We start from the raw sequence: 15039 nt of genomic DNA, 5'->3' as shown, positions 1-15039 counted from the left end.
GTGAGTGACATACTGGATATTGACATGCTGCTGAACAGTCATCTCATCAAGCTGATAACAGGTCCGCGTCGTGTAGGCAAGTCAACCCAGGCCTTGTTGATGTTGCGCGACAAGAATTTTGCCTATCTCAATTTCGACAATCAAACGCTTCTCGACGCATGGGACGCTAATCTGGTGATGCGAATGCTGGATGACGTCTATCCCGGCTATGAGTATCTGCTGCTCGACGAGGTTCAGAATCTTGATGCTTGGGACTTGTGGGTGAGCGAGCTCTATAGGATGGGAAAGAATCTGGTTATCACGGGTAGCAATGCCAAAATGCTGTCGAGCGAAATGGCAACCGTGCTCACGGGAAAGTATCTACAGATAGAGATGTTACCCTTTAGCATGGAAGAGTTTTTCGATTGGAACAAGCTCGATCTTCACGGACTAAAGCCGGAGCAGCAGGCTGAGGGTAGGGCATTGACAGACGACTATATGCGCAATGGCGGCTATCCTGAAGTGGTGGCATCGCGCCCATTGGTACGTAGCTATCTCGACACATTGTTTGACTCCATCGTGTGGAAGGATGTGGCCAAGCGACACAATGTACGCAACATCACCGACCTCAACAACCTGGCCATATATCTAGTTTCAAACTTCTGCAATCCACTGAGTGCCAATGAGCTATCGGAGGAACTCGGCTTCTCGAGTGTTTCCACCGTCAAGAAGTTTATGGACTATCTGCATGAACCATACCTTTTCTACTATCTGTCGCGCTACAACAATAAGTTGAAGCTGATGAACAAGGCGCCCCGCAAGGTCTATGTGGTAGATAACGGCTTTGTGGCAGCCAAGGCTTTCGCTGTGAGTGAGAACCTGGGACGATTGCTCGAAAACCAAGTGTTTATAGAGCTGATGCATCGAGGATACGATACCGAAAAGACCCTGTTCTATTATCGCTCTCGCAACGACAAGGAGGTAGACTTCGTGTTGCGCAAGGGAGCGCATGTCGAACGACTGGTACAGGTGTGCTACGACATGAGTAGTCCCAAGACCGAGAAGCGCGAGGTTGATAGCATCGTGGAATGTGCAGGCGAACTGAAATGCAGCAACCTCACCATTGTTACGCGCGACGAAGAGCGCACCATAGAGAAAGGTGGCTACACCATAGCCGTAGTGCCAGTATCAAAGTTCTGAGGTCCTTCTAATTACAACACATTGCCCACATAACACCTACACTTTAGTAACAGAAAAGTGTAACGTTCCAACCTTCCGACTAAAGTCAACTCTTCTTCCGACTTAAGTCAACAGTTCTCACGACTTAAGTCAAAAGATCTCACGACTTAAGTCGAAAGTTACCAAAGTGCCACTTCTCAGTCGCAACACCACTGCTTTCGCGTTGCAAAAGTGCCCCTTTAGTATTTGAAAAAGGAAAAAGTCCAGTTTGGATTTGGAACTTATGCGATTATTTCATATATTTGCAAAATCCAATAATTAAAGTCTACAAAATCCTATTTCCGCAAGGCTTGCGGAGCGTGTTTATACTATAGATGAAAAAAAATAGAGTATCTTTGCCACATCAAGACATTTAATGCTTATGAAGAATTATCTGATTAGCGAAGCTATAGGCGATATTGCAGGTCCCATGGCCTACGCCTATTATAAGAAGATGCCCGATGCCTTGGTCTATCAGGCATTGAAGAAACTCCCAGAGTGGATTGTTGATGTTAACGAGAGGTTTGATGAAATAGTAAATTCAAATATAGAAGCAGAGATATGACACGAGAACAACGAACAGCAATAGCTCGTATTATCAGTGATATGATAAAAGCTGATAATATCATTGAGGAGAGCGAGATTAAAGACATGAAGAAACTCATGTCTGAATATGCTATAACTCATCAGGAAATGAGCGATGCACGTAAAATTCGCTTTGCTGATGCTGTCAATACGCTGAAAAAACTCCCTCCAAAAGAGCGACAGGCCTTTTTCGACCATATATATAGTATCGCCCTTAGTGACAATGTCTGTGTTCCTTGCGAGGCTCTGCTGCTCATCGCTCTTCAGTATTGTTTAATCGAGAACGACAGGAAAACTACCAGCGGAAAACCTATCCCCAAACCTTATTTGATATCCTGTCCTACGGGGGAGGCCAGTTTCAATGATCAGTATATGGTATACCCTATATCAAAAGAGTTGTTCGTTGAGAAATAAATACTGACTTTATTCTTCTCAATAATTGCGTATGACGTTTAAAGAAGTAAATAGTCTAAGAAAGGCAGGAAAACTTAATGAAGCTTTGAGGCTTGCAGAGTTTGACCTTCAGACAGAGCAATCTCATTGGACTTATAGTGCATTATTCTGGGTTCTTCGAGATTACTGCAATCAATATATTGCCCAAAAACAGAATCAGTATGCATTGAATGTACTTCAAAGAATGGAGTCTATAATTGGCAATATAAATGACTATGATGGAGTCGCTGAAAACACACTCCAATCAATAAGACGCCAATTAACACCATTGTGGGAAGAGGTAAACAAATTGTCTGAACTATCAAAGAACGGGCAAGAGGAATCTGCTTATACACAGATTTGCGAATTAAATAGGAACAACAATCTATCACCAATTTTGCACGAAGATTTTGGTTGGATAATTTATAGATTCTTAAAAAAATGTCATGAATCGTGTGGATCAATTAATGCAAGAAGAGCCCTTCATACATATCTTCAACTACAAATCAAGCGCCCATCAACACTACATTCTCAGATTCTGAATGTAGCAACAATGATTAGCGAAAAATATAGTGACTTCAAGTTTCTGCCATTTTTAGAATTATGGGATGTCGAAACATTGTCTGATGAAGATTTTTGTTCGTCTTTCTGGAATAATAAAGAAATACAGCCGCTTGTAGAAAGAATAATAGAACGCTGTTTTAAATTAGGATACGGATTGAATGAAGTGAAGGAGGCATTCACAAAGAATCAAAACATATCAGAAGACCTCGTATCGTTTGTGTTTTCAAGGTGCCATTTTTTCAATATTTTCAATTATTCCAAAGAAAACAATATTCAAGCTTTCTTTTCTGGCATTGACGATTATACATCCACTATCAATGGCTTGCTCATAAAAAACGAATATCATTCAAGAATTTTATCTTTATATTTATGGAAACTTCCAGAAGAAAAAGATATAGAGGCTGTTCTTGTTATTAATAAATGGGGACTTGACAATTTCCGTTCTGAAGATTGGTTACGAGAAAGAAAAGAAGAAATAGATTTTCCATCTTTGGTTGAAAAGGTTATTAAACATTATTATTCTGGACTAAAAAGAAATTCATTTAATAACATTGCTCCTGAATTTGAGCAATTGCTTGAAAAGGCGTGTAAACAATATGATGATGATCAATTAGAAAGGAATTTAGCTATTCTTATGTTGGCAAAGGGCGATAAAGAGAAAGCATTATCTATATATAGGTCGCTTTTACTCAACTTAAATCGTTTTTATGTTTGGAAAGAATTGGCAGAAGCGACTGATGATGTTGAATTGAAAATCTCTGCATATTGTAAAGCAATCATTTCAGAACCTAAAGACGAATTCCTTGGAGATATTCATTTGGCATTAGCAAGGCTTATGAAGGAGCACGGCTTTAATCAAGAAGCGAAACAAGAATTACAAACATATGCTGACACATATAATAAAAATGGATGGAGGCTTAAAGATGAGTACTATGTTTTAAGTTCTCAGGTGTCAAATTCTGTGGTTCATACAGAAAACAATATTCCATTCTACAAATCACACATGGCTTCTGCTGAGGACTTTGTTTATTCCAATATCGAATGGACAACAATGTTCGTAGCTGATGTTTATGTCCAGAAAGATGGCGAAAAACAGATAAAAAAAGCCAAGCTTGTTTCTTCTGATGGTTTAGCAATCGCTATCAAATATAAGAAGCTTTCTATATCAAATAATAATTGCATCGGAAAGTGTTTTGATGTGAAAATCCATTCAAAAGATGATAGAAAAGAAATCGTCTTGATTAAAGTATCAGATACTCACATTGAGCAATTGTTGTCACCTGTTGTGTGTTATGTTGATTACCACAACAAGGAAAAGAAATGTTATCATCTTGTAAGTGAAAGCGATAAAGAGTTGCTTTTATCTTCTGTACCATTTAGATTACAGGAGGGTTCATTTTGCAGATGTTTTGAAGTTCCAGAGAAGAAAGAAAAAACAGATGATGATTTTGTCTTTTTAGACTGGGATACTTATTCACAACCTAAAAAAGCAAGACCATTAAAGGCAATTTTCTATGATATAGTAAAAAATAGTGAAGCACTTGAAAAGTTCCCGACGGAAACAGCAGTCGTTGATAGTATCAATGAAAACAAAGAACTATTTCATTGTGTTTTTGGCAGGAACTCTGACATTATAATAAAGTATAACCAAACTACAATTCGCCCGCAAATAGGTGATTACCTAAAAATAAGATATATCACAAAGAAATCTAAAGAAGGAAGGGATTTCCGAAAGATGTTGACTATTGAGAAAACTGATACAAGTGATAAGGTTATGAAGAAAACTATAACCGGCCCTATTCGCATTAATTACAATAGCAAAGGCCAATTGTTTGGTTTTGTTGATGACTATTATATTCCAGCTCATTTGATTGAGGGAATAGACGAAGATGAGTATGTGTGTGTTGATGTGGTTTTTAATGGTGAGAAATGGCAGGCTTATAAGCTAGTTCGATATAGCAATAATCAAGAATAAATACAGATTTGAATATGCCAATTAATCAGTTATCATCCAGTAATCTATTGGAACAGGTTCGCAATATATGTAATAGTGACAAGTCATGTATAGTGGTACTTACCTCAATGAATGTAAATGTTCGTGACGAATGGGCGCGTGCTATTTCTATGTTTCGTTCGCAGCAGGTTAATATCAGTGACAAAAAGACACTATATTACTGGGCTCATTCTATGAGGGTTATCAGGCATATTGACAAAAGGCTGAATAAAGGTGTTTCAGATTTCGATAAAATAGTAATTGATAGTGTCTATAATACTATTTATGGCGGAACTGATGTAGATGATATGGAGAGTGATGATAAAGATATGAGCGATAATAATCAAGAAGTTGAAGATGATGTGTCTCAGGTTATCATTCCCGTAAAAAGCAGCAAATTCTTGGGAGATGATTATACCATTGTGTTTTGCGAGGCACAATTATTAAGCCAAAATCTCAATCAAACAGAGTTAATACGGTACGGAAGCGGAAGGCTTTTAGATGATGTACTAACGTTTATTTTTGAAAAAAACAATTGTAAAAACAATCGTAAATTAATACTGATAGGAGACCCATATTCTCTAACATATGGAAAAAGTACCGACTCAGCAATTTGCTTAGAGACATTAGCAGTGAAAAACCCCAATTTGCCTATTTATCATTATAGAGATGGTATTTCACACAATGTTGACTATGGGAAAGATTTGTTAAGAACGTTATTGGCATCAAGTATACAAGAACAATATTTCAACAATCTGCATTACGATTTTAATAGCAATCTTATTAATATTGAAAGAAACGCTCTAGAACCGCTCTTGGCAGAATGGTTTTCTGAACCATTTTCTCAAGACCCAATAAATGCCGCTCTTTTTTACAAGAATGACGATTGTTATCTAACAAATCTTTGGATAAAAAAACACTGTCTAAAAAATGGTGTGGAGTTAGCTAAAGGCGATTTGTTGATAATGAATAACAATGTTACAATTCCAACAGATTTACCCGTAGAAGATCCAATAAAAATATATAATGGAATGTACTTGACATTATTGGATATTGTTGGCCATGAAGATAAGACAATTCAAATAAGAACAAAAGGTGGGAAAGTTAACGTAAGTCTTGTTTTTACTAAAATCAGAGTAAAATGTATTAGCATTGAGAGTACGCCAGAAAAAGAATTATTCATGTTAGATAATTATTTCAAGGGAGATGAATTAACTAAGAATGAACAAATCGCATATAGAGTTTATTGTAATGAACTGTTGAGAAATAAGATAAAAAATAATAAGCAATCATTTAGGAACACCCCATATTATAGAAATATGTTGGACAGTGATGATTATAAAAAATTGTCAGATAACGAGCGACAAGCAATTGAAGAGTTAATAAACAACATTGGTGTTGAAAAAAGTCAGCAAAAAGAAGTACATACCACAAGTAAAGCTCGTAATATGCTACGAACTTACCGGCAAAAATGGGAAATGTATATTAGGAAACAAATAATAGATACAGACCCATACTTGAATGCTGCTTGGCTTTCTTATGGTTGGGCAATTACAGTACATAAATCTTTGGGTGTCTATTTTAATAATATTTGGCTCAAAGGGAATCAAACTGCAAATAGTGGAGTATCTAACGAGAGTTATTTTAGATGGTTGTATAGCGGAATAACATCTGCTTATGGTACTGTTCGTCTATCATCCCCTCAATATATCTCTCCAATGATGAATTGTCAAATTGATGATATAGACGATAATCGAGATTACACTGGTGGATTTTACATTGTTTTCTCAGAAGAAGTCTTTTTTAATGATGAAATGATTGCACTTAATCTGCCAAATATTCATCTTAACACCAAGGTTCTTCTACAAAAAATCACAAAGGAAATATCTGGTATTGGTTATTCATTGAATATTGTTCTAATTAAAAGGGAGTACCTTACGATAGCTGAATATAAGTCATGTAAAAATGTTTTAATAAGGATCTTAATAGACAATAAAGGAAAGAAAGATAAATATGCTGTATCAAATGTGAGAATAGATTGTGGAATTAATGAAGACAGTAAAAAGCTCAACTATATTATTCATCGATGTGCTAGCAACGAGTGGCCGAAAGATTTTAGAGGTTCATTATATGGTTCATGGAAAAACGAACTATTACAGAACGACATTGAAATGGCTCTGATTAAATGTCAAGATTGGCATGATACAATTATGCTATTTGATGATAAAGATGAAACAGTGTATGCGGAAGTCTGGTATAATAGTGATGGATTCATCACGAAAATCAAAATTCTTTCAAAAGAAAGTACTGAAGTGTTTAATCATTTTAACGATATTATACTAAAGCAAAGAGATTATGCAAAATAACAAGCGTAACATCGAGAATAATATGTGATAGTCAGAAAAAATAGGATGCATATGGCTTTAAAAGACTTTCTTGCTAAATTACTCCTTGGTGGGGACATATATGAGAACTTGGCGATAGCTAAGAAGGAGAAGTGTAAGACACAAGACAAGTATAATAATGCTTGTAGCGCCAACGATGTATTAAAGAAGGAGTGTTGTTCATTAGAGAAATCTGTAAATTCATTGACTCAAGAGTTGAGAACCTTGAAGGAAGAACAGGTGTCATTAGATGAATACATAAATCTGTTCTTGAAAGACGAGGAAAGGAATGATGCACAAACGGTGTTAACAAAAAAGTTAGAAAGAAAAACGAAGATAGAAAATCTTGTAGTACAGCGGAAAGGGATAAGAGACAACCTTACATCTCTAAAGAATGAATGGCAAAATACTTTGGATGTGTTTAAAACAAAGATAACTAATGCTGATGGTCAGAAATATCTTAATGAGTTGAAAAATGAACTCAATGATTATGAGAGACGTATTAACAATGCTATTGAGATATCTGTAGAATGAAAATTAGAATTGCTAGTTTACTTTTGAGAGAAGACGTTGGTGCCATCCTCAAAAATATTCAATCATATCAGGACGAGACTTTAGATTTAAAGTCTCGACTAAATAAGTTATTGCAGATAAAGCAGGAAATCAATCAGCTGAAATCTGATTTGGAAATGCGACATAATGTCCTTGATAAACAAAGAGCCTTGCTTGATGATGAGGTTAAAAGGATGCGTGCATTAAAAACAGTTGCCGAGCAAATTGTGCAAACAAAAAAAGAAATCGATAGCAAAGAAAGCGATTTGCAAATTATTAATTCTGACATAGTCAGGATTCAAAATTGGTTGCGTAATCATAGTGCAGACTTAACGCAGATTGAAAGGGATATTATAAAATCCATACAAGTATTAGAAGATAATGAGCCAGTAGAAACCCCTCAAGAGGACATTTTGGTAAAAGAGGAGAAAAGAACTGAGTTAGAAGAAGAAATAACAATAGAACAAAATAAAAAGAAAGAGCAAGACAAAGGCAGACAGAATGTCTCTGTAGAACCTTCAACACGCAAACAGCGTGACCACAAAATCAAGGAAATCTTTGATATAGAGACCGGTGAAACCATTCACGCTGAAGAATTCTTTAAAAAGCCCATTCATGAGTTGGAAAGTTGGCGTGCCATCTTCCAACAATGTATCTCCCAAAATAACAGACGTTTCGTCTGTCCTAAATGTTTTGAGATGATCCGTATATCAGGAAGAGGCGACGAATGTGGTGTCCCTGCTATATTTACCCATAAGAACGACAGTGTTTTATGTGAGAAAACGACTACTGGCCAATCTGAGGAGGACATCAATAGAAAGAAATACGGCTTGTCTGGCCAAAGTCAGCGCCATAAGAACTTAAAAAAAGAACTATTTGATAGACTTAGTGATAGTAATAGTCTTTCGTTAGGCGTCAGAAATGTCGAAATGGAGAAACGGGTTTATAGTAGCCTTCCTTTCTTTAATTGGCGGCAGCCCGATATACAGATAGATTATCAAGATTATAAAATCGTATTCGAAATACAGCTTTCCACCACTTTCCTAAGTGTTATTACCGAACGCGATACCTTTTACCGAATGAATGATTATTATATCATCTGGATATTCAACTTTGATGACAACAGAAAATATGTTGATTTGAACAATCTTGCCATGAAGGATATATACTTCGCTAACAAACTGAATGCTTTCATTTTCGATGACGAAGCAAGAGAGTGGAGCAGAGAAAGCGGGCAACTTGTTTTAAAATGCAATTGGGTGGAACCAGACTCAACCTGGCATTATGCCAACACTGAAAAACGTTTTGGAGGAGAACGTGTTACGCTTGATAAATTGAAGTTTGACCATGATACACATAAACTCTATTATTATGATGCTGAAACACCTTATTTTGAACAGCATCCTGACATGGCAAAGCGTCTTTCTGTTGAAATTAAATCTAAAGAAGATTATATCAGAGGACTCGAGCAGAACGCACAAGAAAAGAAAACGAGGAAACAGGAAGCAATTGAACTGATGTTGAAAGATGGAGGTTGTGTTATACCATTTGAGGAAAAGAAAAAATTTGGTTTTAAATATGGAGCCACACATGTCATCGAACCTCACTTTACTTCGTGTGTATCGCGTACTGACGGAACGTTCATTGTAGGCTTTAACAGAAAGGAAGGTATAGTAAGTCAAAATGGTGAAATGATTCGCGAATGTGAATACATCAAAATCCACTCGCTTACGGGAAGCGCTTATTTAGCAGAGGGGCGAGATTCCTTTTGGCTAGGCAACATAGGCAGATCATTCTGTGAACGAAAAGCAGGAGATGGTGTTGTCTGTGCACTCTTGAACGAAAGGGTTGAAAAAGTAAGTTTATATCATAGAGATGAAGGAGAACCCTTTTCTTCGTTCTATGTCATAGATGGAAGAAAGTTCTTCGCGCACATAGATTTTGAAACTATTTTTGCAGATTTAGAAGGTAATAAAATTGTAGAAGAGGAATTCTCAAAAATGAGATTTATTCTTGATAAAAACTTGATGCATGTTCAGCGAAAAGAGGATGGGAAATGGAATGATTTAGATTATGATGGAAACTATATACATGATTGGACAATTTATGAAGACATAAAACAATGGAGTGAAGGACTTCAGATAGGAAAAGTACATACAGAAGGAAGTTGGCGGCGGCAAGAAAGGGTTTATTACGATATTATTGATGCTGATGGCTGTATCATTACTGGCGGATTCTCTTTTGTTGGTGAGTTGGACAATGGAAAAGCAAAAGTTGTCATAGAAGGGAAAGACGCCGAGATAGACGCAAAAGGTCATCTTGTTCCAGAACAACAAATGCAATTATCAGATAATATAAAAGCATTGAAGCTATTAGGCTATTGGGAATTAGTTAATCGAGAAGGAACAACCATGCTTAGTAGAAAGGACAGAATCTTGGATGTTAACCAACTCTTTGGAGATCTCATTGTTGTTCGTCAGCATAATTATTATGGATTGCTTAACTCGAATGGTATTATTATCCCATGTAATCATAGGTCTATCAGTTTATGGGCGGAAAACATTATAAAGATAGGAGATTATAATTGTGAGTATTTAGTTGATGTGACAGGTAAACGCATAAGTCCAACCTATAAACAGATAGGTGATATAGAAAATGGCAAGGCTAAAGTTTTTTCGAGCACAAGCACTGGGTATATTGATGAGAAAGGACAGCCAATCTCCGAAATGGAAATACAATTACCCAATGGTAGCGTAAAATACCTTTTCATGGGGAAGTGGGGTGTCCGCAATTCTAAAGGCCAGACCACTCTGGAATGCTCTTACGATGAGATCACAACATATCATGGTTATTATTATGTGATTGTTGATAGGCGGATTACAAAAACTAATTGGAAAACAACCAATACAATTCCCGTAAAAGGGATAAAAACAATGGAAACAGACAAAACTATTGTGTTTAATGTTGGAGGCAAGGATTTTTTTGTACCAAGAACAATCGCCATACAATACTGGAAAGACAATATCCCAGAATCCGCAGAGCTGGTTATAAAAAACTTTCACAAGGAAACCTATGGGAGAGAATGGAGTAGATACACTCAATTAAACGTCTATGCAAAGCCATATTGTCGACGAGAAAAGAAACCACATGTCCAAAGAGAGTTTGTTGTGCATGAAACTGTGGAAGGTGTTATTAGCAGGGTGCAATACGGAAGTGCCATAGTAAAACTTCCAGATAAAAGTACAATATTCGTTCACAGAAGCAACTTCAGTGGATTATCTCTTGATAAAACATATAAAGGAAGAAAGATAGAACTCAAAAAAGTTGGAATTAATGAAGAACTTCATAAAGATGTTTGGGAGATTGTCCGTATCGGACATGAGAGAGGCAATGATATTGGTGCCAAAGGACAGGTAGATGAAACAACGGAATATAATCATTAGTTATGCAAACAACATAAAGGAATTGAGATATTACACAACTAATTAATATGAAACCTCAATTATGCGGGAAGTAGGCCTGAATCATAGTGTAACCATACTCTAAGCTGCATTTAGGCATACTCTAGCCATATTCAATGAGTGTGCCAAGGGAATGGGAAAAGCGACAGATTGTAGTTCGCTGATTTAGGAAAGATGGACAAACAATATCATAGAGCAAGTATGATGAGAAAACAATTAGAACTTTTTTCTGTTGACGATATGTATGGATGCATTGGCGTTAAGGATGAACTAGATGCTGTTTCTGTTGCAGCATACCTATGGGCTATTAGGCTGGTTTCAGAATTGGATGATAATGAATTTCGTAAGGTAAAGAAAGATTGTGATGCTGTCAAGATTGGAGGAAATGAATACTTCATCCCCTCAATCCCCGGTAGTATGAATATTTATAAATTGAATGCCTTACGTGACTGTTTGAATCTGAGAGAATATGCAATGATAGGAGAGAAATATGTTCATCACGATGATGAGGTATGTCGCAGGCCTTCCATATTAGATACAAATGCGTTTAATATGGCGAGAAAAGCATTTCAAAAATATAATAGTGAAGAGTTTTGTAAGAATGACTACTGGATTGCTGTTCCGAATGACAAATGCTAGAGAGTTTCTTTAGTAAGGCGACAAAGAAGCAGAAGAATATATAAGGTTGATACGGAAGACGAATCGTAATAATTACGGAAACATTGGATATAGTGGTGAGCGCAACTTTCTCATAATGTCCAGCAATCGCTCAGCGCTGCCACTTTGGAACTTTAACGGAAGCGTTCGCAATTGCTCTTCCGTGATAAAGAATGAGAATCCTTGTAGTCGAGTGAAAAGTTTCTCGTAATTGGTCTTAACCTGCTCTCTCATCTTCTCTAATAATTCATCATTATTGTCTTCAACCAAATGCATATACAAAGCATCACCTCTCATAGGACCGTGTGGAGCGAATACAGTTCCTTTTGGAATAATACATTTGTCATTTCCTGTAAATGGCGCTGCAAAATGCACAAGATATTCTAACTCAGTATCCTTTTCTAGTTCAAAAACGTTCTCGTCAATCTTCATTGACTCTATTTGTTCACGTGTTGCCATAATTAAACTGTTTTTAAATCGAGGGCAAAGATAATCAATTAATTGCCAAAAAACAAATCATAATAGTATCACAAGGCTTGTGATATACTATTTTTCATCATAAATGCATAATTATCAGGAAAAAATCGTATTTTTGCACCAGAAGATTACAACGGGTACAAACAGTAAGTGTCATATGGATATTTTTGACTATATTTTCCATAGGGATTCATCTAATGAGCAGAATCCTGGCAAATTGTCATCATATAGGCAAGCTGCAGAGTTAATATGCTTATGCTGGCATCGTCTTGATATGGGTTGTATTGAACCATTCTTAGACGAGGATGTAATATGGACAGGAGGCGTACCGGAAAGAATACTTCATGGCAAGAAGGAATATCTTGAACTCATGAAGAAGGTGTTTGATTCACTTAAGTACTCGAAGCGGAATTATAGGGCGGACGTTGATGGATCAGATGACCATGCTGTTGCGATAGTTACTGTTGATGACGAGAATCAAGATTTGATGCACCGATTGAAAATCGAGGATGGACTAATTAAGGAAATAGAAGTAACACCCTCGCCTTACTGGTGGTTAAAACAGTTTGGTGGCTCATCACCATTTGGAGTGATTCATCAGACATCCCTCCACGAACAAGCTGCTGCTGTCGCTGCCATAGAGCAATATGTTAAAACAGAACTAGGGGATAAAAAAATCACTTGGGCTACTCCATATGAACTAAGGAATGCTCAGTGTCAGATTTCTTTTACATGTGATGGCTTGACATATGACGCACTAGTGGAGATCCATAGCCTTAATGAAACCAAGTGCCGCTTTGTGATGTATTCTGAGTTCAACAACCTTAAAGCAGAGTGTAAGGAGAATGATCATATCCCTTGTATTCTAGCCTTAGATGAAGATCAAAGGTTTGTGAGCCTGACATTGTTGGAAGATATGGATGTCCGTGTTCAAAAGCTAAGAGCCAAAGGTATGAATGAATGGACATTTAGAGGACTGTTTAAAACAAAGGCACAGTTGAGCCGGCTTGTAATTACCAAAGATTTTAGAGTGTTGTTGCCAGATTATAATGATATAGAGGTAAAGATGGAACCTCTTGTAAAAGCAGTATATTTCTTGTTTTTAAAACATCCAGGTGGCATCATTTTTAAAGAACTGAATGATTATAGAGAGGAACTACTTGATATATACAAAGGATTGAAGCCTATGGGGTTGAGTAAACGGACTATTCAAAGTATTGAAGATGTTACTAATCCTTTACTTAACTCTATCAATGAGAAGTGTGCTCGTATTCGTTCTGCTTTCATTAAAGAATTCGATGAAGGACTGGCAAAGAATTATTTTGTAACCGGAGAGCGTGGTGAAGTGAAACGAATTATCTTGCCTCGCGATTTAGTTGTATGGGAGTAATATGGGTGTATGGGAGATTATATTGATAGTTTTATCCGTCATCAATGTTCTTGCATTTTTTTCTGCAGTATGGGCCGCATATCTTGACTGGAAAAGGGAGGACCATTGGTATTGGGCTTATCCCTTAATGGGGGTGTTCTTTATTCCCCTTTGTGTCCTTATCGCTTTTGACTGGCCTGTTAAAAAGTTGAGGGATTATAGAAAAGAGAAGAAAAGTAACAAAGAACCTCTGCCGCCACCTTCCAACGTCGAAATAGAGATGGTTGATAATAAATATGACTTTACCCTGGAGGGACGATTGGGACCAAAGGAGTTGGTATATGTGGCGAGCGAGGAGGACAAGGAACTGATGGATTTCTTTGAGAAGAATCCGGAGGTGTTGGAAGGCTGGGGAAAAATGAATGGTTACCATGTGATAATCTTTCCTCTTCTCCTGAAGCACCTTCAAAGCAAGGAGGTATTGCAATATCGTGCTCCATACTTGACGGATATAGAGCTGGAGCGTGTAGAGATAGGTAATGACTTCTTCTTGCAATATCTGCAGAATCCTTCGGATAAAGGACGTATGAAACATGGATTTATACGTACGGAGGATATACGCAGGGGCGCTGACGGAAATGATAAGGCCATTAACCGATTCTATTCTGTCTCTTCAAACAGTACGGAGCCCATTGCTGACCAGCTGCATAGAATTGGGAGGCAGATATTTGATGAGAAGATAAATCGTGAACATCTGCTTGATAATTTTTCAACTTGTGACGATTGGGGCGGACCTGATTATCGTGGGGCTGATGACCGTTTCAACTCTCAGATAGAAGGGGAAGATACGAATGACTTACTGGAAGAGATTAAGGAAAAGATAGCGAAACTGCGTCAACGTGGCATAGCAGAGCATGTTCTTGAGGAGTTGCTTCACCCTGATGATCGTTTGAGTAAACTGGTGGTTACACGAGATCATCGCATTGTGTTGCCTGACTACAACAATATGGAAATTAAGATGGAACCCTTGGTGAAGGCTGTCTATCTGCTATTCTTGAAACATCCAGAGGGGCTCATTTTTAAGCATTTACCCGATTACAGGGAGGAGCTGGTTGGTATTTATGTGAATCTGAAACCGAATGGATTAGGTGAAAAAGCCCTTCAAAGCATCGAAGATGTAACGAACCCTCTGCTTAACTCCATCAATGAGAAGTGTGCGAGGATTCGTGGTGCATTTGTGGGGCAGTTTGATAATCATCTTGCCCGGCATTATTATATCGATGGCCTTCGTGGCGAAGCGAAGAAGATCTCCCTGCCTCGTGAATTGGTGGTGTGGGAATAAAATCACAATTTCACAAGCCTTGTGGA

11 protein-coding genes are annotated in these 15039 nt (G+C 37.4%); 10 read left to right on the top strand and 1 reads right to left on the bottom strand.

Going from position 1 to position 15039, the window contains the following annotated elements:
* The 8 genes from L6472_RS09335 (at nt 1) to L6472_RS09300 (ending at nt 11807) form a co-directional block, all read left to right on the top strand.
* Complete coding sequence (locus L6472_RS09335; RefSeq protein ID WP_237804437.1) at nt 1-1179, top strand: ATP-binding protein; 1179 nt, start codon at nt 1-3, stop codon at nt 1177-1179.
* A gap of 400 nt (nt 1180-1579) precedes the next feature.
* A complete protein-coding gene (locus L6472_RS09330) occupies nt 1580-1762 on the top strand; it encodes a hypothetical protein (RefSeq protein ID WP_237804435.1) in 183 nt (60 codons plus the stop codon).
* Nucleotides 1759-2196 carry a TerB family tellurite resistance protein gene (locus tag L6472_RS09325; RefSeq protein WP_237804433.1) on the top strand — a complete coding sequence of 146 codons (438 nt, stop codon included), beginning with the start codon at nt 1759-1761 and terminating at the stop codon, nt 2194-2196. The genes L6472_RS09330 and L6472_RS09325 overlap by 4 nt, the downstream gene beginning before the upstream one ends.
* A gap of 31 nt (nt 2197-2227) precedes the next feature.
* Nucleotides 2228-4753: a lipopolysaccharide assembly protein LapB gene (locus L6472_RS09320; protein WP_237804431.1), complete on the top strand. Its 2526-nt coding sequence runs from the start codon at nt 2228-2230 to the stop codon at nt 4751-4753.
* A 107-nt stretch (nt 4754-4860) separates the two neighbouring features.
* The gene (locus tag L6472_RS09315) at nt 4861-7137 is read left to right on the top strand and encodes a hypothetical protein (protein WP_237804429.1); all 2277 of its coding nucleotides are present in this window, start codon (nt 4861-4863) and stop codon (nt 7135-7137) included.
* A gap of 51 nt (nt 7138-7188) precedes the next feature.
* A complete protein-coding gene (locus L6472_RS09310; protein WP_237804427.1) occupies nt 7189-7689 on the top strand; it encodes a hypothetical protein in 501 nt (166 codons plus the stop codon).
* A complete protein-coding gene (locus L6472_RS09305) occupies nt 7686-11150 on the top strand; it encodes a DUF6035 family protein (RefSeq protein ID WP_237804425.1) in 3465 nt (1154 codons plus the stop codon). Before L6472_RS09310 ends, L6472_RS09305 begins: the two co-directional genes overlap by 4 nt.
* 219 nt (nt 11151-11369) lie before the next feature.
* Nucleotides 11370-11807, top strand: coding sequence for a hypothetical protein (locus tag L6472_RS09300; RefSeq protein ID WP_237804423.1), 438 nt, complete (start codon nt 11370-11372; stop codon nt 11805-11807).
* Between the two features lie 72 nt (nt 11808-11879).
* Here the strand turns inward: L6472_RS09300 and L6472_RS09295 are convergent, their stop codons facing one another.
* A complete protein-coding gene (locus L6472_RS09295) occupies nt 11880-12284 on the bottom strand; it encodes a hypothetical protein (RefSeq protein ID WP_237804421.1) in 405 nt (134 codons plus the stop codon).
* Between the two features lie 175 nt (nt 12285-12459).
* On the opposite strand from L6472_RS09295, the gene L6472_RS09290 reads away from it, so the two are divergent.
* On the top strand, nt 12460-13692 hold the full coding sequence (locus L6472_RS09290) for a nuclear transport factor 2 family protein (protein ID WP_237804419.1): 1233 nt from the start codon (nt 12460-12462) through the stop codon (nt 13690-13692).
* Nucleotides 13693-13951: 259 nt separating this feature from the next.
* The gene (locus tag L6472_RS09285; protein WP_237804417.1) at nt 13952-15013 is read left to right on the top strand and encodes a hypothetical protein; all 1062 of its coding nucleotides are present in this window, start codon (nt 13952-13954) and stop codon (nt 15011-15013) included.
* Nucleotides 15014-15039 lie beyond the last annotated feature (26 nt).

The organism is Prevotella sp. E13-17, from assembly GCF_022024035.1.
In the GTDB taxonomy this organism is placed as follows: Bacteria; Bacteroidota; Bacteroidia; order Bacteroidales; family Bacteroidaceae; genus Prevotella.
Note: the sequence above shows the minus strand (reverse complement) of the source record. Positions and strands in the feature narration are given on the sequence as shown.

What these genes read in the sequence shown, in the direction of transcription:
- L6472_RS09330 (WP_237804435.1), top strand. Translation starts at nt 1,580, where the DNA reads ATGAAGAATTATCTGATTAGCGAAGCTATAGGCGATATTGCAGGTCCC.
- L6472_RS09325 (WP_237804433.1), top strand. Translation starts at nt 1,759, where the DNA reads ATGACACGAGAACAACGAACAGCAATAGCTCGTATTATCAGTGATATG.
- L6472_RS09320 (WP_237804431.1), top strand. Translation starts at nt 2,228, where the DNA reads ATGACGTTTAAAGAAGTAAATAGTCTAAGAAAGGCAGGAAAACTTAAT.
- L6472_RS09315 (WP_237804429.1), top strand. Translation starts at nt 4,861, where the DNA reads ATGAATGTAAATGTTCGTGACGAATGGGCGCGTGCTATTTCTATGTTT.
- L6472_RS09310 (WP_237804427.1), top strand. Translation starts at nt 7,189, where the DNA reads ATGGCTTTAAAAGACTTTCTTGCTAAATTACTCCTTGGTGGGGACATA.
- L6472_RS09305 (WP_237804425.1), top strand. Translation starts at nt 7,686, where the DNA reads ATGAAAATTAGAATTGCTAGTTTACTTTTGAGAGAAGACGTTGGTGCC.
- L6472_RS09300 (WP_237804423.1), top strand. Translation starts at nt 11,370, where the DNA reads ATGATGAGAAAACAATTAGAACTTTTTTCTGTTGACGATATGTATGGA.
- L6472_RS09295 (WP_237804421.1), bottom strand. Translation starts at nt 12,284, where the DNA reads ATGGCAACACGTGAACAAATAGAGTCAATGAAGATTGACGAGAACGTT.
- L6472_RS09290 (WP_237804419.1), top strand. Translation starts at nt 12,460, where the DNA reads ATGGATATTTTTGACTATATTTTCCATAGGGATTCATCTAATGAGCAG.
- L6472_RS09285 (WP_237804417.1), top strand. Translation starts at nt 13,952, where the DNA reads ATGGTTGATAATAAATATGACTTTACCCTGGAGGGACGATTGGGACCA.